This window comes from Pseudobacteroides cellulosolvens ATCC 35603 = DSM 2933, assembly GCF_001262605.1.
GTDB lineage: Bacteria > Bacillota > Clostridia > Acetivibrionales > DSM-2933 > Pseudobacteroides > Pseudobacteroides cellulosolvens.
Genome location: NZ_LGTC01000001.1, coordinates 1,280,312 through 1,305,467, shown reverse-complemented (window position 1 = coordinate 1,305,467; position 25,156 = coordinate 1,280,312). Strand labels below are relative to the sequence as shown.

34 protein-coding genes and 1 pseudogene are annotated in these 25,156 nt (G+C 32.6%); all 35 read left to right on the top strand.

The annotated features are described in order from the left end of the window. The first annotated feature begins 67 nt into the window (after window positions 1–67). The 35 genes and pseudogenes from Bccel_RS30125 to Bccel_RS30880 all read left to right on the top strand — a co-directional run bounded on the left by Bccel_RS30125 (window position 68) and on the right by Bccel_RS30880 (window position 25,150). Window positions 68–214 carry a hypothetical protein gene (locus tag Bccel_RS30125; protein ID WP_160317696.1) on the top strand — a complete coding sequence of 49 codons (147 nt, stop codon included), beginning with the start codon at window positions 68–70 and terminating at the stop codon, window positions 212–214. Continuing rightward, window positions 172–606, top strand: coding sequence for a GNAT family N-acetyltransferase (locus Bccel_RS28725; protein ID WP_082225125.1), 435 nt, complete (start codon window positions 172–174; stop codon window positions 604–606). The genes Bccel_RS30125 and Bccel_RS28725 overlap by 43 nt, the downstream gene beginning before the upstream one ends. A 344-nt stretch (window positions 607–950) precedes the next feature. Next, a complete protein-coding gene (locus Bccel_RS05505; protein ID WP_036945921.1) occupies window positions 951–1,379 on the top strand; it encodes a hypothetical protein in 429 nt (142 codons plus the stop codon). 371 nt (window positions 1,380–1,750) lie between these two features. Beyond that, entirely contained in the window at window positions 1,751–2,302 is a 552-nt protein-coding gene (locus Bccel_RS05500) for an MBL fold metallo-hydrolase (protein WP_050753156.1), read from the top strand. A 1,097-nt stretch (window positions 2,303–3,399) separates the two neighbouring features. Beyond that, window positions 3,400–5,277, top strand: coding sequence for a reverse transcriptase domain-containing protein (locus tag Bccel_RS05495; RefSeq protein ID WP_050753155.1), 1,878 nt, complete (start codon window positions 3,400–3,402; stop codon window positions 5,275–5,277). A gap of 537 nt (window positions 5,278–5,814) precedes the next feature. Further along, window positions 5,815–6,003, top strand: a complete 189-nt coding sequence (locus tag Bccel_RS05490; protein WP_036940681.1) for a hypothetical protein — start codon at window positions 5,815–5,817, stop codon at window positions 6,001–6,003. Next, the gene (locus Bccel_RS05485; RefSeq protein ID WP_036940678.1) at window positions 6,000–6,662 is read left to right on the top strand and encodes a tetratricopeptide repeat protein; all 663 of its coding nucleotides are present in this window, start codon (window positions 6,000–6,002) and stop codon (window positions 6,660–6,662) included. Before Bccel_RS05490 ends, Bccel_RS05485 begins: the two co-directional genes overlap by 4 nt. A gap of 157 nt (window positions 6,663–6,819) precedes the next feature. Then, complete coding sequence (locus Bccel_RS05480; protein ID WP_036940675.1) at window positions 6,820–8,259, top strand: hypothetical protein; 1,440 nt, start codon at window positions 6,820–6,822, stop codon at window positions 8,257–8,259. A 151-nt stretch (window positions 8,260–8,410) separates the two neighbouring features. After that, on the top strand, window positions 8,411–9,616 hold the full coding sequence (locus tag Bccel_RS05475) for a DUF5991 domain-containing protein (RefSeq protein ID WP_036940672.1): 1,206 nt from the start codon (window positions 8,411–8,413) through the stop codon (window positions 9,614–9,616). Between the two features lie 494 nt (window positions 9,617–10,110). After that, entirely contained in the window at window positions 10,111–10,650 is a 540-nt protein-coding gene (locus Bccel_RS05470; protein ID WP_036940669.1) for a GNAT family N-acetyltransferase, read from the top strand. Window positions 10,651–10,737: 87 nt separating this feature from the next. Next, on the top strand, window positions 10,738–10,935 hold the full coding sequence (locus Bccel_RS05465; RefSeq protein ID WP_050753154.1) for a helix-hairpin-helix domain-containing protein: 198 nt from the start codon (window positions 10,738–10,740) through the stop codon (window positions 10,933–10,935). Between the two features lie 82 nt (window positions 10,936–11,017). Further along, on the top strand, window positions 11,018–11,572 hold the full coding sequence (locus Bccel_RS05460; RefSeq protein WP_036940666.1) for a flavodoxin family protein: 555 nt from the start codon (window positions 11,018–11,020) through the stop codon (window positions 11,570–11,572). Window positions 11,573–12,056: 484 nt separating this feature from the next. Further along, on the top strand, window positions 12,057–12,419 hold the full coding sequence (locus Bccel_RS05455; RefSeq protein WP_036940663.1) for a cyclic-phosphate processing receiver domain-containing protein: 363 nt from the start codon (window positions 12,057–12,059) through the stop codon (window positions 12,417–12,419). A 21-nt stretch (window positions 12,420–12,440) separates the two neighbouring features. Next, window positions 12,441–12,816 (top strand): annotated as a pseudogene (locus Bccel_RS28720) (immunity protein Imm33 domain-containing protein). 84 nt (window positions 12,817–12,900) lie between these two features. Continuing rightward, window positions 12,901–13,485, top strand: a complete 585-nt coding sequence (locus Bccel_RS05445; protein WP_036940660.1) for a hypothetical protein — start codon at window positions 12,901–12,903, stop codon at window positions 13,483–13,485. A gap of 94 nt (window positions 13,486–13,579) precedes the next feature. Then, complete coding sequence (locus Bccel_RS05440) at window positions 13,580–14,215, top strand: HAD family hydrolase (protein WP_036940656.1); 636 nt, start codon at window positions 13,580–13,582, stop codon at window positions 14,213–14,215. Between the two features lie 116 nt (window positions 14,216–14,331). Beyond that, window positions 14,332–14,532, top strand: a complete 201-nt coding sequence (locus tag Bccel_RS05435) for a hypothetical protein (protein WP_036940654.1) — start codon at window positions 14,332–14,334, stop codon at window positions 14,530–14,532. Further along, entirely contained in the window at window positions 14,529–14,714 is a 186-nt protein-coding gene (locus Bccel_RS05430) for a hypothetical protein (RefSeq protein ID WP_036940652.1), read from the top strand. Before Bccel_RS05435 ends, Bccel_RS05430 begins: the two co-directional genes overlap by 4 nt. A gap of 179 nt (window positions 14,715–14,893) precedes the next feature. Beyond that, window positions 14,894–15,238, top strand: a complete 345-nt coding sequence (locus tag Bccel_RS05425) for a hypothetical protein (protein ID WP_242853106.1) — start codon at window positions 14,894–14,896, stop codon at window positions 15,236–15,238. A gap of 43 nt (window positions 15,239–15,281) precedes the next feature. After that, on the top strand, window positions 15,282–15,569 hold the full coding sequence (locus Bccel_RS05420) for a hypothetical protein (RefSeq protein WP_036940647.1): 288 nt from the start codon (window positions 15,282–15,284) through the stop codon (window positions 15,567–15,569). A 223-nt stretch (window positions 15,570–15,792) separates the two neighbouring features. Next, window positions 15,793–16,101: a hypothetical protein gene (locus tag Bccel_RS05415; protein WP_036940644.1), complete on the top strand. Its 309-nt coding sequence runs from the start codon at window positions 15,793–15,795 to the stop codon at window positions 16,099–16,101. An 87-nt stretch (window positions 16,102–16,188) separates the two neighbouring features. Next, window positions 16,189–16,473: a hypothetical protein gene (locus tag Bccel_RS05410; RefSeq protein WP_036940641.1), complete on the top strand. Its 285-nt coding sequence runs from the start codon at window positions 16,189–16,191 to the stop codon at window positions 16,471–16,473. 18 nt (window positions 16,474–16,491) lie between these two features. Then, window positions 16,492–17,619, top strand: coding sequence for a hypothetical protein (locus Bccel_RS05405; protein WP_036940639.1), 1,128 nt, complete (start codon window positions 16,492–16,494; stop codon window positions 17,617–17,619). A gap of 77 nt (window positions 17,620–17,696) precedes the next feature. Further along, window positions 17,697–17,873 (top strand): hypothetical protein, encoded by a 177-nt coding sequence (locus Bccel_RS30715; RefSeq protein ID WP_162838929.1) that lies wholly within the window; start codon window positions 17,697–17,699, stop codon window positions 17,871–17,873. 3 nt (window positions 17,874–17,876) lie between these two features. Further along, a complete protein-coding gene (locus tag Bccel_RS30120; protein WP_154673458.1) occupies window positions 17,877–18,020 on the top strand; it encodes an SMI1/KNR4 family protein in 144 nt (47 codons plus the stop codon). A 96-nt stretch (window positions 18,021–18,116) separates the two neighbouring features. Continuing rightward, window positions 18,117–18,281: a hypothetical protein gene (locus Bccel_RS30115; protein ID WP_154673457.1), complete on the top strand. Its 165-nt coding sequence runs from the start codon at window positions 18,117–18,119 to the stop codon at window positions 18,279–18,281. A gap of 67 nt (window positions 18,282–18,348) precedes the next feature. Continuing rightward, the gene (locus Bccel_RS05395; RefSeq protein ID WP_081926877.1) at window positions 18,349–18,819 is read left to right on the top strand and encodes a GNAT family N-acetyltransferase; all 471 of its coding nucleotides are present in this window, start codon (window positions 18,349–18,351) and stop codon (window positions 18,817–18,819) included. 62 nt (window positions 18,820–18,881) lie between these two features. Next, window positions 18,882–19,655 carry a hypothetical protein gene (locus Bccel_RS05390; protein WP_036940635.1) on the top strand — a complete coding sequence of 258 codons (774 nt, stop codon included), beginning with the start codon at window positions 18,882–18,884 and terminating at the stop codon, window positions 19,653–19,655. 72 nt (window positions 19,656–19,727) lie between these two features. Beyond that, window positions 19,728–20,225 (top strand): hypothetical protein, encoded by a 498-nt coding sequence (locus Bccel_RS05385; RefSeq protein ID WP_036940633.1) that lies wholly within the window; start codon window positions 19,728–19,730, stop codon window positions 20,223–20,225. Between the two features lie 121 nt (window positions 20,226–20,346). Continuing rightward, complete coding sequence (locus Bccel_RS05380; protein WP_036940631.1) at window positions 20,347–21,030, top strand: SIMPL domain-containing protein; 684 nt, start codon at window positions 20,347–20,349, stop codon at window positions 21,028–21,030. 436 nt (window positions 21,031–21,466) lie between these two features. After that, window positions 21,467–21,829 (top strand): hypothetical protein, encoded by a 363-nt coding sequence (locus tag Bccel_RS05375; protein ID WP_036940628.1) that lies wholly within the window; start codon window positions 21,467–21,469, stop codon window positions 21,827–21,829. Window positions 21,830–21,956: 127 nt separating this feature from the next. Next, a complete protein-coding gene (locus Bccel_RS05370) occupies window positions 21,957–22,451 on the top strand; it encodes a hypothetical protein (RefSeq protein WP_036940625.1) in 495 nt (164 codons plus the stop codon). Between the two features lie 453 nt (window positions 22,452–22,904). Then, a complete protein-coding gene (locus Bccel_RS05365) occupies window positions 22,905–23,141 on the top strand; it encodes a hypothetical protein (RefSeq protein ID WP_050753152.1) in 237 nt (78 codons plus the stop codon). A 110-nt stretch (window positions 23,142–23,251) separates the two neighbouring features. Then, window positions 23,252–23,488, top strand: coding sequence for a DUF2164 domain-containing protein (locus tag Bccel_RS05360; RefSeq protein ID WP_036940619.1), 237 nt, complete (start codon window positions 23,252–23,254; stop codon window positions 23,486–23,488). Between the two features lie 54 nt (window positions 23,489–23,542). After that, window positions 23,543–25,150, top strand: coding sequence for a DUF6557 family protein (locus Bccel_RS30880; RefSeq protein ID WP_201781946.1), 1,608 nt, complete (start codon window positions 23,543–23,545; stop codon window positions 25,148–25,150). Window positions 25,151–25,156: the final 6 nt, after the last annotated feature.

Sequence of the window (25,156 nt, the reverse complement as noted above, 5' to 3'; positions counted from 1 at the left end):
TCGGGGATTTTGGATGGCATGAATTCAAAGCTTAGAATATAAATAAAAAATAGATGGTGGAATACAAATGATGTTGATTAAAAATTATTGGGAAACTTCAAAACTTGTTATTAAAGATTCGATTATTGATGAATCAGACAAATTAATGATTTTATATTCAAAAGCAAATAAATATATGAGAGTTGTCAATGGAACAGGGGGAAAAAGCCCATAAAGTGTATTGAAGAAGGTAATTTACCAAATGGAGGCAATAAAGAATTTTATAAAATTCAATCAATATATTTAAAAGAGAGTATAGATATTATTGGTTATATTGAAATATATCATGGTTATCCAAAAAAAGATGTTTTGTATGTAGGCTTTTTGTATATAAATCCGGAATTTCAACACAAAGGATTTGGACAAGAAGTTGTAAAGAATTTTATTAATGAAGCATATGATGCAGGTTACAGCAGAGTTTATATTAACATAGACTTGAAAAATTGGCCTTCTCTAAGATTTTGGACTAAACTTGGATTTGACAAAATTATTGGCATATATGGAGATAAGGAATATACTGAAAATACATATGCAAGTGTTGAGTTGGAAAAGTGCCTTATAGAATAGAAAGGTAATAGCTAGAGCTTAGTGAGTTTTAAGGCTCAGACATCCGTGTCTGAGTCTGGTGTTGAGGGACCCAGTCCATCATGTAACAATGCATGGCAGTAAAGGTACGGATTAGAATGGCATGGAGTAATTTCTCTGGAGAAGGAGCATGAAGCGTGCCGCACCACATTCCATCGTCGGGTGACAAGCACCGCCTCCGAAGAAAAGCTCTGCGGGTCCGACTCTGGAACGTCTTCCATGCGAGACGTTGAACGAAATGCCTCTGAACAAGGAGTGTCTTTGGAGTGCTATACCCTACAATAATGATTGCAAAATTCAAAAGGTAAAACAATTAGGAGAATTGTATGAGATTAAATATAAGGAAAACACGAATTATACTTGGTTGTATTGGGGTCGTTATTGTTTTATTTGTAACATATTTTGCATACGTTATAAACTCATTAAATTATATTGGTAATACCAAAATACCCAACATGACAATTGAACTTAAAAATGACAGCAATCAATACATCAATTATTCTTTCCTTATTGGGGATAAAAATCCTATTAAAGGGTATTTGGAGAAAAACAAGGAATCACAAATCAAAGTGGTATATGGTTCGAATTCATCTGATAAACTTCAAATAAAAATTAATGATAAAGATGGTAATATGATATGTGAAACGAGACCATCATTGAATATAAAACCTCAACATTTGTATAATCCAAAGATTCAGTATAAATTAGAAGTTGTTTTTAGAAATAATGAGTTAGAGGTGGTGCAGATAAAATAAATATATTTTTAAATAAGAAAGCTAGTCTATATATTCAAAGATTTCAGTTTTTAGGGGGCACATCGTTCAACAATGCATGGCTGTAAAGGTACGGTTTAGAAGGGCATGAAGTAATTCCTCTGGAGAAGGAGCAAGAAGCGTACCGCACCACACCGTCTCGCCGGGCACGGAGTGCCGCTCACAGGTCTTTCTATTGGGTCCGGCTCGAACGGCGTCAGCAATGCCGACGATATATGAAAGCCAGGTGCAATTGCCGTGACATCCTTGTCACGGTTTTCGGGTAATGCTTTGAAGTTTTAGTTCACGTTAGTTTTAAAATGTGCAACAATTAAATAGTAAATAGTTTAAATTAATTAAAAGAGGAATGTATATTGGGAAAGAAATGGATAACTAAAAATGGATATATTATTCAACAGGTTTTAGATTCAAATAACCCTTTACTTGTTTCAAATAAAACAACAAGTATTCTTATTGATACTGGAAGCAGAAAGAAGTGGATGAAACTTTCAGACAAAATTAACTGTATTCTTTCAAATAAACTAAAGTTATCTGCAGTAATATTAACCCACACTCATCATGACCATGTTCAAAATGCTAGGAGTTTTAAGGATACATTTAAATTAGACATTATTGTCCATAAAAGCGAAGCGGAGTATTTAAAAGATGGCGGTTCAATATACATAACAAGTAATAATGAAAAATATATAAAGAACTATGAGCCAGTGATGTGGGATATACAAACAGATGATAAATATGATTTGTGTAATTACGACTTAGATGCTTATATTTTACATACTCCAGGTCACTCTACTGGCTCAGTAAGCATTATTATCGATAATGAAATTGCAATTGTAGGTGATGCGTTAAGTGGACTCGACAATAAGCCATTTAAAAGGACACTAAAAAAGTATCTGAAGATATAAAAAGTAGTTGGGATAAATTGTTGAATTTGAAATGTTTGTTATATTTACCTGCTCATCGATCTCATCGGTATCAGGCATTAGAGTATAAGGATTTTAACGAATTGTATAGAAGTTATCTGACTTCAATTAAATCATAAGATTTATATAAAGCAAAACAGTGTGGCTGATGTAGTTTTCCTCCAGGGCCACGTCCGTGTGGCTCTGGCTTCGCGGGGCACCTGGCCTTCACATATCAACGTATCTGAGTAAAGGGCATGCTTACGGGTCATCCTGCCCACATCGATTCATCGGGCTTACGCCGCTCACGGGTATTCCTTACGGGTCCGATTCATCGACGTCTCAGATACAAACGATATATGGAATTCCCTGCGTTCCGCCCCATCCGGGGGTACGCCTTGTTGGGCTATAACCCCTGTGTAACAAACAGGAATAAAGCCTTCGGGCAATTTAATATAGAAATTGCACCAAACTGTTTCGTCGAATTCAAGGGGTGAAATTTCCTTTGCTGCCTGGAGTTAACATCGATAATACCACCTGTTAAGTGGGAGATGAGGCAAGTACTAATCCTCTACTATGCGTCTTAAACCTGCCAGTTTAAGATGTATAAAGTGTAGTGAAGTCGTAACCTGAAAAGCCTAAACCGCAAGGCATGGCATAATAATGGTGCGGGTATCCGAGAGGCATGGTTAATTAAAACTGAACATGTGTCGTAAAGCTTCGTCAGGCGGCGGCCGGTGAAAGTCGGAAGTTTGAAGGTCGAGCAATTCTCATGCCACGGTAGCATTGCTCGTTGCAGCCTGAAATGACTGCAAACTTAATTGTGAAACTGTAACTCAAACAATATAAAGCACCTTCCGGAGCACAGCAGGACCTAAACCTCTTAATTAATAAGGATAGACGAAATGGAACAAGGGATGCAACAATAACTGGAGCATGGCAGTCGCAAAGAAGGTAATTGTTGTACAGAGGTATCGTAGTAGTCCGAGAACGGGAAAGCCGTTTACATGGCGAAGGGTACCAGACAGGCTGATTACAGATTTAAAACGAAAGTGAAGTCTAACTCCCTGAAATATGGGTTGTGAGCCATAGCATAGACTATGAACATTAAGCACAGCTTCACGAGCGAACAGGAATTAAAGGATACACTTGATTTCATTTATGAAAAGAGCAAATCTGGAAAAGGTTTTAACGGAATACTTGAAGCTGCATTTAATGAAGTCACAATAGTCACAGCGATTCACAATATAAAAAGCAACAAAGGTGCAAACACACCAGGAATAGATGGCAGCAGGATGAACAAGTACCTGCAAATGGACAAAAACAAGCTGATAGGATTGATACAAAAATCAATAGAGGACTATATACCCAAACCTGTCAGACGGACATACATAAAGAAGGCAAACGGCAAGTTGAGACCTTTGGGAATAACAACGGTCATAGACAAAATAATTCAAGAGTGCATAAGAATAATAATTGAACCAATATGTGAAGCAAAGTTCTATCCACAGAATTTCGGATTCAGACCATATAGAGCAACAAATCACGCCATGACTTTTGCAAAAACACTGGTAAATCTTAACATACCACAAAAACCCATAATAGCAATAGAAGGAGACATCGAAGGATATTTTGACAACATTAATCACAGAATACTTCTAAGAAAGTTATACAGGATTGGTGTCAAGGATAAAAGAATCCTCGAAATTATAAAGAAAATGCTGATTGCCGGATATGTGTATGGCAATGAAAAGTTCCAAACAGATAAAGGAACAGTTCAAGGCGGCTGTATATCTCCATTGCTTGCAAATGTGTATTTGAATGATTTTGACTGGATGATCGGAAGAATGTATCATCACCCAAAATCCAAATACAAAAATGAATGTTATGCCAGATCAAACCTTAAAAGAAATGGCATTATTCCAAAGTATTTAATCCGTTATTGTGACGATTGGCTGATAATGACAACAATGTTGAGTGAAGCCAAAAGAATTTTATCATTTTTACAAAAATATTACAAGCATAGATTAAAACTAAACCTTTCCAAAGAAAAGACATTAATAACAAACCTTGAAGAAAACAGAGTAAAATTTCTCGGATATGAACTGCTGGCAGCCCAGCCAAGGGCTCGACCAGATAATAAAGGCTGTAAAGGATTGGTTGGGAAATTTTATCCTGCTAAAGCAAAAGTTATAGCTAAGGTTGATAACATTTGTAAGGAAATCATGAAACTCAAATCAATGCAGGATAGCAAGACGATGGCAGCACAAATTGAGAGAATAAACTCAATTATTACAGGAGCAGCGGAATATTATAAAGTTGCGATATGTAGTAATACATACAAATTTATGGATCATAGAATTATGCAAACAGCATATCGAACCTTCAGGAAAATATACGGCAAGAAATACAGACAACACTTGGTACAGCTATCACAACTTAATAACAGACCTCATAGGCATGAAAAAAGAAAAGATAAAACATTTGCAGTACAATATGAAGATAAATGGATTGGATTAACCAAATCCTATATAACACACAGTCAATGGGATAAATATAATTACAATCAGAAAGCGACACCGTATACTCAAGAAGGAAGAAGACTTTATATAATAGAGAAAAAGGGATCGATGATATCCCCCCTCGCCCGCTCTCCAATTTATGAGGATGTAGAACTGTTCAATTGTAATGAAAAGAGTTTAAACAATTTCGAATATTATATGAACAGAGAATACGCCTACAACAGAGATAAGGGGAGATTCAAAATCTGCAGAGAAAATTTGAAAAGTAACTACAGACACTGTCAAAGAATTGACGGGACATTACCCCTCGATAAGATAAACAAGGTTCCTAATTTAGCATGGTTTTGTTATAATTGTCTTAAGTTGGTACAGAGTCAAGATGTGCCACAAGGAGTAAATTCGAAAATGAAATCAAAGATTCTTATATACCGTAAAAAGCTTAAAGTTTTAAACTGAAGCACTCTGTTATTATGAGATAGCAGGAGGTCGAAAGCCGAGGGAGGCAAGTAGGTTGGTTTGTTTGAAAGCCGGATGAAGCGAAACTTTCCTGTACGGTTTGGAGGAGGGGAAAAGGTGGCGATCACTTCAAAACCTTACCTATTCCTATGCGGGTGTTTTAGGGTTAGACTTTGAAGTGAATTATATTGTGCTATTGTAAGTGGAAATGCCTATTTATTCATATTAAATACATTGATTGCTTATAGAAAAAATGTTAGGTTGAAAGGGTTGCATAATTATGAAATGGAATAGCTGTCCAGTATGTGGGCAGAAGATATCAAATAAATGGCTGTATTTTAGTAGAATTGACAAAAAGTATGTTTGTCATAAATGTAATAATGTTATAATTTGGAACATGTATAAAAGAATTAATGGAAGTGTATCCACATTTATTGGTATGTTTTTTCATACATATCAGTAAACAATAAGGTGATACATTTAGAAAAACAAATAACTGTTTATTGTGGGGAAGGGAGCTATGGTGGAGATGGATTTGTGGTAGTCCAATCGAATGTTGGAATTGGCATTTTGTGGATAGCTTTTTTTGAAACTGCTAATCCATTTATAAGTATTGAGATTACTGACAACACTATATACGCAATAAACAACTTAAAAGAAAAATGGAGTTTTAATATTGATAATCCCAAGGAAATAAACATTGTTATGTTAATGGGCGAAAAATGACAAGTAAAGAGCACTTTGCGATAGCCGAAAAGCACTATTATGAATATGAAGAGACTCAAAATGAAGAACTTTTAGAGAAAGCACTTAAAAGCTATAGTGAAGCAATTAAGTTGCAACCAGGTTTTGCAGACGCCTATTATAAAAGAGCTTTGGTAAATGGTCTTCTTGATGAACAAGACAGTAAATATGAAGATCTAAACACAGCTATTAACATATATACAGAATTATTGAGTCAAGGTGGTAATAATCCAGAGTTACACTACAAAATTGCTATGGGACATTTGGTTAATTACCAGGACAATAAGAATACTGAAAAAGCTTTAAATCATTTTAATATAGCTCTAGAGCTGGGGTATAAAACCCCTGATATTTTCTTTAACATTGGAGAAACTTTCAGCCAGCCTCCATATATAAATTTAAATGATGCTCTTACGTATTATAACAAAGCTATAGATTTAGCTTCCAATAAAGCAGAATACTATGTAGCCAGAGGGGATTGTTATGACCTATTGAAACAGGATGAAAATGCAATGGTGGATTTTTCGAAAGGTATTGAATTTGATGATATTGAAGCTTGTTGGAAGTCTATACTGTACCAGATAATAGAAGTAGCAAAAAAGCTAATTGAACTGATTTCAAGTGCGATAAGAGAAGGTTAGCACTTATCTATATATGGGATATGATTTCTTTGGAAATAGTTATGACAACACTTTCTTAATTATGTTTGAAAAAGATACATCTTTACCAATCTGTAACTTTTTATATTGGCTTTAATGATAAACTTGTATTAAATAAGCATATTAAAGAGGGCATAAAATGTACAGTTTTATCATTAAACAAAAAAATATTCTATTAAGTATATATATGATTTTTATTATTTGGATAATAGTATTGTTACTGACAATGCTCACTTCCTGTTCTAATATCACTTCAAATAGAGCCAATACAACACCGACGCTTAATAATAGAATCAACACTACATACACGAAGAGTAGCCCTAAAGGCAATCAAACAGCATCTTCATCAAAAAGCAATGTGACAGAAACTGTTATAATAGAACCAAAAGTGGTGGATGAAAGAAAAATTGTTGATTTACCCAAATTTCCCGAAAGAATTAAAAATAGAGATGAAATTCTTCCTACTGGATGGAGCATGCTAGACATACTCGAAAATGACTTTAACAATGATGGTTTGCTTGATATTGTCGGAGTTGTAGAACATACTTTTAAAGAAGATGAAATGTATCCAAGAATTTTATTCGTTTATATGAATAATGGAAATGGATTTAACCGAAATGTTATAAACCAATATATTATCAGGAATAGAGATGAGGGGGGTGTAATGGGCGACCCTTATCAAGAATTAACCGCCCATAAAAACACATTTACAACTCATGCTTTTGGGGGAAGTGCATGGAAGTGGAATGAAAATTATACGTTTAATTATAAGGATGGCGAATGGTTTTTATTATATAAAGAAAATACATATGGTTATGGACCTTATGAAACATCTTATTCATATGATGATTATAAAGTTGGACTTGGTAAAAGAAGGTATACAGAAAACTCTCCAGATAAAGAAAATCGAGGTAAACTTGAATTTACAGTGAAGTTAAATTCACAACCATTACTTATGGATTTTGCTTATAACAATTGCTTTACAGAAAGAATAAAAGCTCCTGAAATTAAAAGTCTTAGTTATAATGAAGAGATTCCTCATTTTAAAGGGGATATTCCTACACTCCATACTTCTAATATTTCATTTCATAATAAGGATTATATAGTTTATTGGATTAATCAATCTAATGAAGTAGCTTATTTGGGAATTTATAATTATGCAAAGAAGCATTTACAGATGATAGCACGACATTCAGCTTATGATAATGGAATAAATATCTCAGGAAATGACTTTAAGATTTATAAGAATCGTCTTTATTTTCAAGAGGAAATTACTAAGTTGGTCGATGTTAGAAAAGACGGAGAAGTTAAAAAAAAGTCTGAAATTGTTGGCGTGCAATTAGTTAGCATGAATCTTGACGGAAGTGATAAAAAAGTTGTTTTTAAAGCTGACCGTAAGAACTATATAAAGAATGAAATACTTGATGATTATCTAGAGTACTTAACTTTAGAGTATGAAATAACAGGAGATGAAATAATTGTGAAAGTTTTTTGTGGTGATATTTATCCATATTATAGAATGTGCTTAGACGGCGGAAATAAGAAAATGATTGGTAGTGTTCCAAAAGGTGAATGGTAATGGTGTTGATGGATTAAGTAGATGCTTGTTTAATAGAGTGAATTAATGAATTCGCTAATTTAGGAGTTTATTATGGGAAAAGAATTATGTCAAATGCCATTAGAAGAGCTATGGGAACTATTTCCTATCAACCTTTTATGGAGGTATAGTAATGTTAAATCAAATATGTAAAAAATGTATATGTGGATTAATTATAATTGCATTTATATCTGCATTCACTGCCTGTACTAATAATAAAAAAATAACGCCAGTGGATAAAAATATAGCCGTGAATAGCGAAAAGTCTAGCAATGAATTGCTTGAGTCCTCACAGGATACATCGAAAAATAATAATCTACGCTTAGATTCATGGGTTGGTGATTATATTTTCACAGAATATATTAATTCAAAAGATTACACTAAGTTTTATGAGGTCTTTATATCTAAAGAAAATAATGATTATAATGCAAAAATAAAGATACACGATGAGGGAGCTGGAGTTTATAGTTATATACAGGCAAAAATCAATGAAGACAAGAATTGTATTGATTTCATATTTTTGAGTTATTTACCAGGCGAGGATAATACAAATAAGCCTTATAGCTTAGGTGATAATTTACTGAGTTTTACGAAAACAGATACGGGTATCAGCACACATTGGGGTAAAATAGTTCCTTCAAATGAAAATAATAAAGCAGATGGAACATATTTTAAAATACAGGAAAGAAGTGGAGGATATATAGGGCATTGGTACACTTCCTTGCCAGATACAGGGGGGAATAGTACTACTATAGAAATCAAAGATATGTCCAATATGTCTGTAAGTTTTCATTTATATTTTTGTCGCACTTATTATTATGATGGTACAAATATTAAATTAGAGAATAATATTGCAAAGTTTGTTGATAACGGTGATTATAAAACAAGTGGGACAATAGAATTTGTAAATAATAGTATCATAGTTACTATTGAGAAAACGGATTTACCAATCTTAAAACCAGGAAAAACGGTTTTTAATTATAAAGTGAGTGAGTTTAAAGCAGTTCATATAACTCCTAATTATGGAGCCACGGAAGTCGATTTAGGGCAGGGTATTGAAATAGATTTTGGCAGAAGAATATATTCAACTACATATGCAACTGCAACAATAAGAAAAGCCAATGTTGAAAATGGTTCAGATAATGGGCATGTAGAAATGAAAGTGAAAATAAAAGGTAATAAGTTAATATTCTTACCTGATTATGATAAAATGAAATCATTTAACGAAGTAATTGAAGCAGGACAAAGGTATGAGCTAACTATCGGAGAAGGTCAATATAGCGATGATGTAGGAAATATTAATAATGAGTTAGTTCTTGAATTTACAACAAAGAAATAATTAATAATGACTTACTCAAAAATTGATAATTGTGGGAAATATTCAAAAAGTAATTCGCTAATTTTATATATAAAGCTTTGGACTTATTAAGTGATAATAAAAAGCTTGACAGAATTCGGTAGAGTTTACACTCAAGTTAAAGAAAGATTAGGTGCAGTGGGGTGATAATTATGAATAAGTTTAAAATTTTAGCAGTGGTTTTATTGTAATAGCATTTATGCTCTCATATATGATGTGTGCTAATATAGCTTTTGAATATTGTAATATGCTATGGAGAATTAAATACGACAGTTTCAGTGCTCCAGCAAGTATAGCATTTTTTCTTGCTATTCCATATGTTTTTGGAATCTTTATTTGTATTGTTCTTGCTAATGTTTTCTGGAAAAAGTCAAAATATTAAGCAAACTAAAGTCATTATTATCTTATGAGTAAAGATAATGGTAGAAGTCGGTTTTGTAATGTAAAATGAGTAAGTAAACATAGGAGTATTTAATATGGTGAGACTTGAGTTATTAGATAAGACAGATTTTGGTCATATTGTTAAATGGTTTGAAACAAATAATGAAGACTTCTTGGTGCAATGGGCAGGTCCAACATACCAATATCCTTTGACAGTACAGCAAATGGAAGAACACTATAAGAATGGATTCAATGGAGCTGACTCAGATACATATTTGTACAAAATTATTGAAACAGATTCAAATGAATTCATTGGTAGTATTCAATTGTGTAAAATTGACAAAGTGAATTTATGTGCTGTTGTAGGAAGATTTATAATAGGCGTTGAAGGTATGAGGGGAAAAGGATTTGGAAAAAGTGCTTTAAATGGATTAGTAAGAATAGGCTTTGAAGACTTTGGTTTAAAAAAATTACATCTCAAGGTTTTTGATAGAAATGAAAATGCGATAAAATGTTACCAGAAAGTTGGTTTTATAATAGTAAAGCATATGAGTGATGTTTATAAGGCTAATGATGGCTTTTGGGGTGAGTATGATATGAGTATTTGTTGTGAATCATGGAGAGAAAGCAAATAGTTGTTTTTTTGCAGTACATAGAGAACCGAGTTATCATAGTAGTATTTGTTTTAATCACAACTATAAAAGGCTTAGGAGTGTAAATAAATGCATATAGAAGTCTTACTTAATAAACTTGCAAAACCAGCACAGAGAGCTATCCAAAATGCAGGCATATCAACAATTGAGCAACTTTCAAAGTATAGCGAGAAAGAAGTTTCAGAACTTCATGGAATCGGGAAAAGTGCCATGACTATTATAAGGCAAACCTTGAATGAGAATGGGTTAACTTTTTCAAACAGGTAGTATGAAGAATAAAATTAACTCTATATTTTTGCTATGTACAGATAAGTTAGATAAATCTAATCATTTCAAGGGGAAAATGTTAATGAAAACACTTATTTTTAGCGGTACACCGAGGAAAAATGGTGATACTATGGCTTTGGTAAATGAATTTATAGGTCACCTAAATGGTGAGTATAAAATTATAGATGCATATACCTGCAATATTAGACCTTGTATTGATTGCAGGTACTGTTGGAAGGATGCTGGCTGTAGTATAAACGATGAAATGCAGGAAGTATATAGTTATATTCAAGAATGTGACAATATATTAATTGCATCACCACTTTACTTTTCAGAACTAACAGGACAATTATTAGCAGTGATGAGTAGATTGCAAACCTATTTTTGCTCAAGGTTTTTTCGAAAAGAGATACCAATCAAGAACGTAAAAAAAGGTGGGATTATTATAGTAGGTGGGGGAGATGGAAATGTTGAAAAGGCATTTAACACAGCATGTATGCTGTTACGCCATATGAATGCTATAGATGTTGCACCAATCGTTTACAGTCATAAAACAAATGATATTCCATCTTACGAAGATGTAAATGCAATGAAAAGTTCAAAGGATTTGGCGGTGTTTTTTAATGAAACTGCTTAAACTTAAATAATTTTAAATAATAACTTCACAGAAATAGTTGCAAGGAAGCCTCAAACTTCCAGGTTGTGGAGAGCAGTGAGGGTATTTATGATATGATGATTAGCGTGAAAATGTCTTTTGAAAACATTTTATATATTGAATTGAAATCAGGATATTCCGATGACGGACCTGCATGGATTGAGAGGTAAAGTATCCCAACCCTGGGCAAACAGTACATTTTAATAATAAAGGATTCCAAAAGTATGCTGGAATATCTGGTAATTATATCGATGTAGAAACTGGTGAAGAGTATTGGATTTCTGGAGTTAAGAAAAATGGAGAAGATAGACACTGGGCTGGTTCTGGCAAAGTAACCTGTAAAGGCATATCGCAAATATAATAATAAGCGATGATGGAAAAAACACATAATAGGCAAGAGATTAGACTAAATATTTACTTTACAATCTTTATATGTTGTAGATTAAGGTTATAGGAGAATTAAGTCATGAACCAAAAAATAGATTTATATCTTGATGATTTGCGTGGTTGTCCAGATGGATTTGTTATAGCTAGAACGGTAGAAGAGGCAATATATTATCTCGAAAATTTTCAGATTGGTATACTTTCCCTTGACCATGATTTAGGCATTGATAAACAAGGAAACTTGCTTCCAACTGGCTACGATTTAGTCAAATATATCTGTGAAAAGGGTTTAAAAGCAGAGAAGATATATATTCACACTGATAATTCAGTAGGAAGAGAAAATATGTATAATACCTTGCTGGGAGCACAAAGAAGAGATTTTATAGATAAAGATATAGAAATTTACCATTATCCTATAGTACCTAATAAATACTCTGAAGAATAAATAGCATCTTTTGGTAAGAGTGTGCCGACAGGCTCAGGAAAGGAAAAACGAGTGGATAGTAATTTAATAGAATTACAGAAATTGATTTGTGTAAGATACAATTCGAATTTTGTTGAAGCAAGAAGTGATTTTAAAGTCGGTATTTCTGAAAATTTTAAGAAGAATGTCTTACCAGTTAATGGGTTGCGAGTTTATCCTGAGGGTGATACAACAGGATGCTATATGGTCCGGTGAGAAATTTTGGGAAGACCCAAATTTCTTTGTACCGTTGCATGTTAAGCATATTGAAGATTGGGTGCCAAATATAAGCAAATATTTAGGGTTAGCCCCTGGATGGAGATTTCTAGTCGCAGGAGATGATGAAGATGTATGGTATGACCATAATATTTTAGATTAAACTTTTTATGTTAGTATATAATATAAGCGGAGCTTATGGTAGAAAACATAAATAATGGTGCTAATCGTTCTAAGGAGAAAGTGTGTGATAAAATTAAGAATATTTATTATTATTCTTTTGATGCTGAATATGGGATTTGTTTCTTGTGATAAAAAGCCCGTTATTAGTGATGGAAATTTACAGGTAACACCGCAAAAGACCTTTGCTATTGGTGAATATTATAAAATAACTAAACATAGCGACAGGGAATATTCGCTCATCCTTTACGGAAAAGGGAAAAATGTAATCAAAGAAGAGGAATACCCCAAAGAACCTTCAGTAAATCTTTTAAAAGACGGAATACTGCAAGTAACAATAAGTACTGGGAGTCCTGCAAGCTATGTGCATTATTTTGATATAATAAGCAATAAGGTTTCAGATGTATATTTTAATCCCATTCTTGCTCAGAATGGAAAAATAGTCTACATGAACGAAGGAGAGTTAATCGTATCGGATATATTTGATAAAACCAAGATATTTAAGAAAATAATAAGAGACTTCTCTCCCACAGCAAACCCAGCATCGGCTGTTTTGGGAGCTAGGTTTCAAGAGGGTAATAAACTTTACATTGATTATTTATCAGGTGCGGAGGAAAAAGAAACATCCGAGATAATTTATTTGAATCAATAAACTAAGGTATTTATAATATAGATTTTTATTCATATACTAGTTCCTTTTGATTGAAATATTGGGACTGATTATATTTTAATGGGGATGTAATAAAATGGCGAAAATAAAACTTGTTTGTTTTGACTTGGATGATACTTTGATTAGAGAAGTCCATTCCGTTATGTTGCCATGCATTTTAAATGGAAAAGAAAAAGAACATTCTTTAATACAAGAGCAAGAAGAAAAAGGCGTGATTGACTACATATCAGCAGATTATCTCAGAGCAGAGTTACTTTTAGGTTTTGAAGAAAGTAAAATTGCTCAATATTTTTTGGAGATTGCAAAACCTTTAAAAAATATCAAAAGTGTAGTTGAAGCATTACATAAGCAAAGTATTAAGTGCATTGTCATTACAGTAGGGCCGAAGCAAGTAGCCAAAGTAGTTTGTGATATTTGGGGATTTGATGGTTTTTATGGTAGTGATTATGAAGTGGTTGAAGGAGTATTTACAGGAAAAATTCTTAAGTACATTAGAGCTGAACAAAAAGTTGCGTGCTTACAAGAATTTTGTAAAATCAATAATATAAACCCCGAAGAATGTATCGCTGTGGGTGACGGTTCAACAGATATTCCCGTTTTTAAATACTGTGGAAAGTCTATTGCTATAAACAGTTCCCCGAAAATCCGAAAGAGTGCTATATATTCAATCGATACTGATCACTTAACAGACATTCTTAAATATATATTATGAACATAATCCAAAGTATGTTTAAGTCATTACTTTTTTTATGTGCAGACTATCACAAAAGAGCATGAAAGTGTTTATTCAAGTCAAAAGTGTTTGGAAAGTGTGGAGATGAAGTATCTATGAAATTAATGCCTATTAAAATCCCAGGAGGTTTTGCAATTACTTATAATAAATTTTTTGACGTTGACCCTGTGCAATCAGAAGTTGATAAGGGTATACTTCAAAACTGGGGATATTTTACCCAAGATATTCTGCAGATAGTTAAAATAGGTTTAAAAAATGGTAAATGGTATATACTGTACCGTCTAAAGATTATATGATAATTGATTTAGGATGGTATCCAGATGGTGACCCTGACGGAAATTATGGTCTGTCTTTAGCGATTGTTAGAGAAGATAATAGTTGGGACATATTAAAAGAATTTTCTTCAAAAAATAGATTTGAGATAAGAGATAAAATTGAACAGTGGATGAACGAAAATATAAAGATATATAAACCGTGACAGTTAAAAACTGCTATAATAGTAATAATCAAATGTATTCTTTAAATGAGATGACTTAACAAATTCTTTAATGAGAATAGAAAGGTCAAATATTTGTTATGAACAGTTATGAGCATGTATATCGCATTTTTAAATCTTCATGGGGGATTTATATTAAAATACTAGGCGAATATACATCTATGTCAACATATGAAGATAAGTTTTCATGTTCAGAAATATGTAAAGGTTTATGGGGGGCTTACACAAAAGCACCATTATCAATGGAAAGCAAACCTGTTGAAGAGGATAAATATTTCCTATGGTATGGATTAAAAAAAGTTAGTGAACAAATTATTACGAGTTCACCGTACAATGCTGATACTTTAGTGGTTATTCATGCAATAGAAATATCACTATGTGACTTTCAACAAGAGGGATTAACTCCTGCAATAATAGAGTGGGCTTCTAAAGCCTTTAATTTTGAAGCTCCTAATGTAGGAGTATCATATAACAAACAACTAAATAAATATGAATTTACATATTAGAGGTTTATATTTTTGACGAGAAATTATGGGAGAGTAAAGAAATATGGAAATTGATTTAAAGAACTATATTAATCAATTGGATGATTATAAACCTATTAAAAACTCCTTTGGAGAAGATGATTGGATAGGTTTGGAGGAAATTCTAAACAGTATTTATGAGGCTAATTTAGAAGAAAAATGTTTGAATTCAATGTTCAGAATCTATGAAAGATACCCTTGTGAGGATAATGATATTCTATGGGGCATGTTACATGGGATTGAGTCTATTCCAAACTATGAAAATGAGCTTCTTAAATCAATTGAACGACAGCCATCATTTTTTACACTCTAATGATAAATAGGATACTTAATGCCAATATAAGTAACATAGAAGGGCAAAGCTTAATGGGTATATTATTCAAGATTAAATCTGATTCTAGAACTCCGATATATGTCAAAGAATGTGCTGAAAGCTGGGTTGTGAGGCATGAATAGGAAGAACTACTTATTTCAAAGTAATATTGAAAACAGAAGTGATGAAATGAAGTTCAATAAAGCATTTAGAGGATTTTGTTATGGATGAACTAACTAGATATATATTTAATAGCTATAGTAATTTAATGACAATCCAAGAAAACATGGCCTGGAGATATTTTCTATTCAAAGCAAATGGACAAATGGATTCAGCTAAAAGTTTAGAAAGTAATATACATATTTCTGCATTAATAATACTTGGAGAAGATGGATTTTATTCTTATGTTAAAGATCGAATATTAAAGGAACATTCAGATGTAATTATTTTTAACTATTGCCCGAAATGTAGGAGCTTAACAAGAACACCAAGAGCGAAGCAATGTTTAAAGTGTAAATATAATTGGCATTAAGACAAATATTTTAGAGTAAGTTCTAATTGCTTAAATATCTGTAAAATGAATATTGATATAGAAGTACCGCATAGAGGGGTGAATATAGTGAATTTCAATAGAGATTTGTGGATTTTTAATACTGATATTGAATCAAGTATGTTTTTGAAAGATATATTAATTGAACTAATTTCTAGATTCCCATTAAGCCAAAGTGAGGGAATTGAGTTAATTAATTACTCATGGAAACACATTGATGCTATTCTGAAAGATGATATTATTTTTCATGAATCACCTGAATATTGGGCATCTACACTTTACCTGAGAGTAATTTCTATTTTGATTCTAAAGGACTTTAAGATAATAGTCTGCTATTTATTAACTATAAATTAAAATTAGGAGGATACTATTATGGGATGTTGGGGAGTCGGAATATTTGATGACGATTTAGCTCTTGACATAAGGGATTTATATGATGATGTAATTAAAAAAGGTTACTCTGATTCAATTGCATCAGCAATGGTAATGAAACTTTATAATGAACCAGCCAATAATGAGGATGATGGTATTATTGTTTATTCGGCTTTATCATGTATTCAATTATCGAGAAGTAATCTCTTCCAAAATATAAGGGAAAAAACTATTGCACTCATCGATTCAAATTCAGGTTTGGGAAGATGGGAGAAAGCTGGCAAGTCAGAATACCAAAAAAAGAGAGCAGAATTAAATAAACTAAAAAGTATTCTTTTAAAAGCTCAAACTATTCAAAACAAAGATTCTGATATTTCTATACCTGAAGAGTATACTGCTCCGTTGGTATTCACTGTATATGAGCTTTTCAAGGGAAGTAAGACTATCTATATTGGAAGTACTGCATTTCCTGAAAAAAGATTCCGATATATGAATTTCATTGAATTTGAAAAGGGAGGAATTCTGAGAGGCCTTTTTAAAAGTAACAACATAAATAAGGAACAGGAATTCTGGGAATGGTTTTCAATAAATGAAGAAGAGCTTTTTAAATCAACAAGTGTTGAGGACCCCATAGTAAATGAGTTGTCAACAAGGCTAAAAAAAATAAATGAGGGATTAACTTTTGAATTCAGTAGAATTATAGATGATAAACGGACAATTGCTATATCTGCTAATGGGCTGAGAGAGGTTTTTCCTTATGTATTGAAGCTAATAAATGAACCCAAATTACTTTCAAAATGGATTGTTGTTCCCTTTAGGCAAAGAGTAAATCATATAGACGGCATGGAAATAAAGTGTGGAGATTTTTCACTTGGAGGCAATGATATTAGCTTTGTTCCCAAACAAAAAGAATCGAGGGTTTCGTTGGATATTTATGTTCGAGGTATTAATGACATACCTCCAGAAATAGTAAATGCTGTTTTCTTAATGTTAGATAGTTCAATTGGAGAGTATGATGTTGTAACTAAAATAGGTGGAATTGAGATTTTACCAGAATCAAAACTTAAAGATACAGTCAATGCTAAGCCATTAAATATGTTGGCAGAGTTGGTTGACTCTATGAAGTAAAATTTGATAAAGTAGATTTACGAGGAAAGAAATTGTTGTAAAAGAAGGAGTACGAAGTGTTCTTTAAGAAGAAAATAATGCAACAATCTAATAGGATTAAAGGTATGCAAATCCATGAAATACACCCAATACTATTTGGCTGTGACCCTACTGACCCAGAAAACAAAACTCTATTAACCAGAAAGCAACATGCAGAGGTAGTTACTTGGTGGAACAGGAAACTAAAAGAGTTAAAACAGGAAATGGGTGACTGATTTATGGGAAATAGAATTTTCGATTTAACGGCTAATATAGAAAAAGAACTTCCTGCAACCTTGGAAAGATTAAAGGAAGTAGAAAATTTGAGCGGATTAAAGCTTCCAGACCAGTACAAAGAGTATATGCTAACTTCAAATGGCTGAGAAGGCTTTGTTGGCAAGTCTTATCTCGCACTTTGGTCTGTAGAAGAACTAATTCCTTTAAATGAGGATTATAGTGTAGAAGAATTTGCAAAAGGGTTGTTTATATTTGGTTCAGATGGCGGTGGAGAAGCATATGCATTTGATACAAGGTATAATGAATTACCTATTGTAAATATACCATTTATAGGAATGTCTGTTGAAGTTGCTGAAAGGATTGGGAATACATTTGTGGAGTTTCTTGAATATCTTGAGAAACAATAACCAATTAAATTTCATTTGGATAAATATTCAAATATAGTGATTATCAATTTATACATGAGAGGCTAATATGAGCAGATATATCACAATCAAAGAAGAAGACCCAAATACACCAAATGCTATTCAATTAATGGATGAGCTATCTGACGATTTAGAATCAATAACAGGTAATAGTGGAAGAAATTCATTCAGTGCCAGCGACATATGCGGAGAGCGGGCTATATTTGTAATTGCATATAATGAGAATGGAGAAGCTGTTGGTTGCGGTGCGATACGACCAATTGACGATAATACTGCAGAGGTCAAACGGATGTATGCAAAGGAGAAAGGCGTTGGAATAGGTACAAAAGTATTATCATACCTGGAGGCAAAGGCTCAGGAACTTGGGTATACTGCTTTAAGACTTGAAACCAGATTAATAAACCAAAGAGCAGTAGCATTTTATGTGAATAGAGGCTATTATCATATCCCTAACTATGGAAAATATGTTAATAGACCTGAAGCCGTTTGTTTTGAAAAACGGTTGGGTAAGCGAGCATGATTGAAGTTAATACATTTTGGTGGAATAGAAGATGAAGTTGATTTTATGCAGGAGGGCTCAATATGGAGCAAGAACTTTATTATGAATGGTGTTTATTTGAGAAGAGGTCGTTGGAGCTTATAAATAACCTTAATATAAGAAAAATTGATAAAACCAGAATGCTGAAGATAATGGAAATCCCGTCCTTATATTGGGATTGTGTTAGACGCTGGGAGCTTTATGAGGACTTAGTAGTAAGGATTGATTGGTTTTGTCAAGATGATTACAAAAAGTTTAGTAGTATAATTGAAAGAGAAAAGTATCAAAACTACATAACTCCGACTATTAAATATAAAGTTCACAAGGTTGAAAAAAGCTATTCAGAGTTAATAGTAAAGGAGCTTTCAAACATATCAATACCCCTTAATACTAAAAGTGATATGGTTGGCTGTGATGGAATAGATTACGAATTAGAGCTTGGTAGATACTGGGCAAATATAAAAATCAAATGGTGGGAAGATGGAACAGAACAATGGAAAGCTGTTGATAATTTTACAAAAAGATTAATGGGCGAATTTGATGATTTATTGAATGATGAAGAATACTCTGATGCACTTAGCTTTGATGTGAAGCTTTGGTTAGGACCATCTTCAAATATTAAAATTACAAAGGATTTATTTAATTTCTTGAAGCAATTTTGGGGATTTAGTGATATTAATGTAATAAAAATATCCGAAATATTTAAATCGGAAAAGCCAGTTTTGTTGGAATCAAAATTTGATTATATGCGTTATAGAAATTTAATGAGGGAATTCGATAAATATGGTTTGAAAGTAGAATTTGAATATATAAGGTAGCACTGAATGTATATATTCATAGAACTAAGGGCAAAAGTTTCCTAAACTGTATCATAAAAAAGGAATGGTAAAATGTTATTTGCACTTTATATAGGTTTTTATAAAAACGGTAAGTTTAACCATGATAATTGGAAAGTAGTAACAAATTGGCTTGCTAAAAGCTGTAATAATGTTTTACTCTATTCGAATTTATCATTACCTCATGTGAGTAAAAGTAATTTAGAGTTTTTAGAAATTGAAAGTAATACTGATGAAACGACTGATTATAAGGGGTATAGAATTAAATTTAAGAATGACAAAACTCTTTATTACCTAGAGGAACTCATATTTAATATACACCTTGGAGTATCACATGTTTATTTTCTATATAATGATATTTGCGTTGGTGAGTTAGTAGTCGTTGACTATGAAAATTTTGTAATCTTAAATATTTCGGAAGATGAAACAGATGGGTTATCAACTTTAGTTCCCGATATTGAACATAATATTGCAATTTGTAACAAACATAAAAGTGATATAGAAAGCATTATAGGGGATAAAATGTGGTATCCCTTAAGACACAAAACATAAACAAGGGTGACGTTTATGGCTAAAAACAGTGGTTATGTCCTGGCAGTCCAATATACTAGAATTTATTAGCTTCAAACTTAGGAGGCACCCAAATGGGCTATTAAAAGGAGGTAATATAAGTATGCAAGATAATTATATTGAGGTCATAGGAGAGGCACAATACTCGGAAGAGCCTGATACATGGATTATTGACGTAACTCTTAATATCCAAACGGCAAATAAAGATGCTTTAATTGCAGAGTCAAGGGAATATAAAAATAAGCTTGTAAACATCCTTTTGAGTAACGGTATCACAGAGGATGAACTATTTTATGCAGGGACTGATTTATATGCACCTTGGTGGAAGAAAAACCGAGTTGGTTTAAATGCCTCACATAAAGTTACAATAAGAACAAAAGACAGATATAAAGCTTATAATGCCCTTGAAAAGATTGAGGAACTAAATAAAATATCAAAGAGAATTGTTGTCCAGATTGATGAAAGAAAACCATTTTTTAAAGCAAATGATGCTGAAATCTTGAACGCAAGGAAAGCGGCATGTAAGAATGCATTAATCAAAGCTAAAGACTTAGCGGATGCATTCAATATGGATGTTGGTTCTCCCATTGAAATAGAAGAAATAGATAAAGGTGTTAGAGCATCGGGTAACTACGGAGACAATGATTGGGGAGGGGTTTATGCTGTAGCTTGTGCCAGTCAAAGGTCAATCAATGACGAAGTAGATAATGAAGTGCAACTCAAAGGAAATGAAAGAGTGGTATATTTAAGATATAGAATAAAATTTGCTATGATTGTAAAAGGCTAAACTATAATAATATAAGAAAAATACATAAAATAATAATTTATAGTGTGAAGTTGAAGGCTGTTTACAGGAATTATCCCCAAAAGGTATTTGTTGTTTATATCATAATGTAAAAAAATAATATTTCCCTATGGAATTCCATATGGAAATATCAAGAATGGTGTATTAACTATTAGATTTCATACAGAAGCATGTAAAGTCCGATTCTTATGGGAGCAAAAATTCTTTTTGTATATCACGAATGGCCACTAAGTACATACTGATATTGGTTCTTATGAAGTTATTGCAAAAAAAAGTGACTTACAAATAAATGATGCCTAAAGCAAGGAATTAAAGTACTTTAACTTGGATGCCATGCCACAATCAGAAAGTATTGCTGAAAATGTGATAAGATGGTTACGGCAATAGAAGAGACAATAATGTTGATTGGAGTAAAATCATGGGTCATTATGTATCAATTAGAGGTTGGATAGGTTGTGAAGCAGGAGATATTTTTGTAATACAGGAAATAAACAAAAAATTCTTATGGAATTATTCAAATTACCAAATAACATATCAAACCAAGGAACTATACCAAAAAGGCTGGTGTTTCCCCAATGAATTTATTAATTGGACAAATTATGTGTTTTATGGAGCAGATATACGGCAGTATCATTCGGATTTCATAAAAGAACTGATAGCTATAGCTGAATCAAACCATGAGATTGAAGGACACTTTAGTGTTGATGATGATGAAGGTGTCATAAAACAATACTGGAATTTAACTGATGGCAAATTAACAGTTATTGAGCGGTCAGAGTAATCTTCAATAATTTGAATATCATTTGGCTGTAGGTGAATTGGATAATTCTTACAGTACACGAAGATTCATCCAAGACGAAGAAGACTATTCAAGTCTTTTAACTACTGATAGTAATTAGGAGGACATTATGCACTGTATAAGAGGCTTTATCGGAAAAGAAGAAATAATAAAAGCTTTTACAGATAATTGGGTAGAGGCTAAGCCAGTTACCTTATATCAGGGGTTAGCAATTATTTTTTTAACAAGAAAATTATATGATGATATTGAAGAATTAGCTAATAGTAAGATAGATACTGAGTACAGTCAGTTTTTTGAGTACCTATCTCCTTCAATTTATGAAATCCTAGTACAAGAATCAAGAAAAGGTAAACTTGCCTATATTGAAACAGATTATTTTGGGGGCTGTGGTAGTCAGTCAGCTATTTTATTTGAAAACTCAAAAATTAAAATTCAACCAATTGAAACCGAAACTCTTTGGGATGAAAAAACTTATAATTATTATCATAAGCCAGAAGGAGAGAAAGCCATTAATGTAGTGCTGAAAGAGCTTGGCGTATATAAAGTAAAGGGCAAAGACGAGTTTGATAGTATAGGGTTGGGTAATTATAGGCATATGGACTAAGCAACATAGCAGTTGATTTCGCTAAGATATAGAAACTGACAGGGTGCAGGTAAAAGAGGCCGTTTAACTTGAGGATGCAATAAAATGAATAGTTTTAACATTTTATCGGAGCATTCATCTGTACTATTTTTGAAATATAATCGAAGTGTGCAAACTTTTTGTCTTTTAAAAGGCTTACTTTTTGTGTAATATGAAGTAAATATAAAAGTAAGCAAGTTCAATTCAACTTAACGTCATCAAAATCGGCAAAGAGGTTTGTTTATGAATAAAATTGAAATCAAGTTAGAAAAAGACCTGACACTCGTCATTACATAGACAATGAGCAGTTAAAAAGGTTTGAGAATAAATTCATGCATTTTGCAGATATAACTATTGATGGAAATTCGTTATACCAGGAATTTAAGCAATATGATTTTATATCAACTCTCGGATGGGGTACGGAAGAGTCTCAGAATGCGGTATGAAATTTATGTTTGTCCACTCTGTGCTGATTTAGGTTGTGGTGCCATCACGATAGATATAAAAAAAGATAATGACACTGTAATATGGAAAGATTTTGGACTTGAGTATAGTTATACGGATGAAATTAAAACTATTGATTTAGGACCATTTGTTTTTGACTGGAATGAGTATAAGAATGTACTAATGAGCTCTCTAGGGTTGGCTGGTTATAAGAATCCCTGGGATTGATATGAGTGACCGTGAGAACTTTACTTTATAAATTATAAAACAGCTCGAATTACAAGGTTTCAGAAACAACTAAAGAATATCGGCATAACATTATAATCAGGAGGATATATATGCAAAAAATTGAATTAACAAAAGACCTAAAAATATCAGCCTTAAATGAAATAAAGAAATACTTTTCCACTGAAAGAGATGAAAACATGGGTGATTTATCTGCTGAACTATTTCTTAATTTCATTACAGAGAAAATAGCTCCTTTCTTTTACAATCAAGGTATTAGGGATTCACATCAGTATATAAGCGAAAAGCTGGAAGATTTGTATGGGCTTGAAAAGAGTACGAATATATAGATTGAATCTATATGGTATAATATTCTTAAAAGTTAGATGAAATAGAGGAATAAAATGGCTAAACTTAAGGAAGTTATTGTAAAAACATCATTTAAAGACATATGGGATGTTCTCATTGAGAATTATAAAGATATTGGTGAGAATCACGACCAGTATCACAATGTATTCAAAAAGTTATTAGTACTTGAAGGTGCTGAAAATGTTGAGAATACTATGATTATGATTGAGAAAGTCGAATTGGATTCGAAAGAGGCCTTTTATACTGTCTATGGAATAAAGCAAAATCAAGTCATGGATAGATATAATATATCATACACAACTTGGGATAAATGGCTTGGATATGATATTGCTGATGATTCCATTGCAAAATACACTCCCATAGAAATAGTTGCTCACTGTATTTGGGAAATGACATGGAATGGTTTTACTGAGGAACGGTTACAGAAGAGAATTGAAGATTTGGAATGGCATGTTAATGAATCTGCAAAAGTGGATAATTTTATGCAAAGTATAGCTGATAATGGAGGAATGATTAGCGATAGCGACCTACATAAAATTATTGATTCGTATAATAATGACCATTCTGATAATATCGAATGTTTATTACTCGATATTATAAAAAAGGATATGGTTACACCGCAACAATTAATATACATTATGAAGTACATAAATCTTAAAGAGTTTGATAAACAGGCGTATATATTTGAAGCTCGTCGAAAGATAAAGGATGGGGTGGTTTTAGATAGAGATGTAATTCTAAAATTAATCAACTTTAAAGCATTTGATTTTATAGATAAGGCTTTGGATTCCAACTCTGTTTCAAAAGAAGCATTAACTGAGCTTAAGTGCCCCGAGAAGAATGAGCCTTTCAGAAAAGTCAAATTAAGACTCTTTGAAAAGTTTCAGAAACAAATGAATAAACGGAATATTAACAAAGTTGAGTATGCAATCCCTCTATCACAATTAAAGGATATTGAAGATGATAATATTGATGTATTTGTTGAGCTGGATGATGGATATAGGTATATAGTTGTAATATCAACCCCTAAAAATATACTTTGGTACATGGATAAAGGGGGATTGGACTATATTCCGCCGTCTCCACCTGCCATTATTGTGAGAAGTTTGACAGAGGAGAATATCAGAAAGGCTCTGGAATCATATATCGAAGACGATGCTTATTGGTTGAAGCTTTATTTTCTGGCAGGTAATAAGACTGATAGTTTCAATATTGGTACATTAAACAAAGCATTGAAAGAAAAGCGACAATTAAAGGAGCAAATAGAAAATCCAGATACAAAACAAAAATATCGCTTTATAGGGTATTCAAATCATAATGCACTATATAGAGATTCTGAAACAAACACTACTTTTACCCCAGAAATGAGGATTCCAACACAACAAGAGAGAATGGATGTACATGTCGAGCCGCTCTTTTATTTAACTATAATCTGGACCGATAAATTATCAATAGTCAAGCAGATAGGGTGTTTAAAAAAGCTTTTCCCTTTAATGGGGATAAGTAATCAAGAAATTTTGAAAATCGCAAAAGAAAAAAGCGAATGGACTTTCGCAAATAACATCAGCTATGGCGAGGCAAAATCAATATATCATAGAGCAAAAGATTTAGGTATTGAGATTAAAGTTGAAACAATGTATTAGGATTAT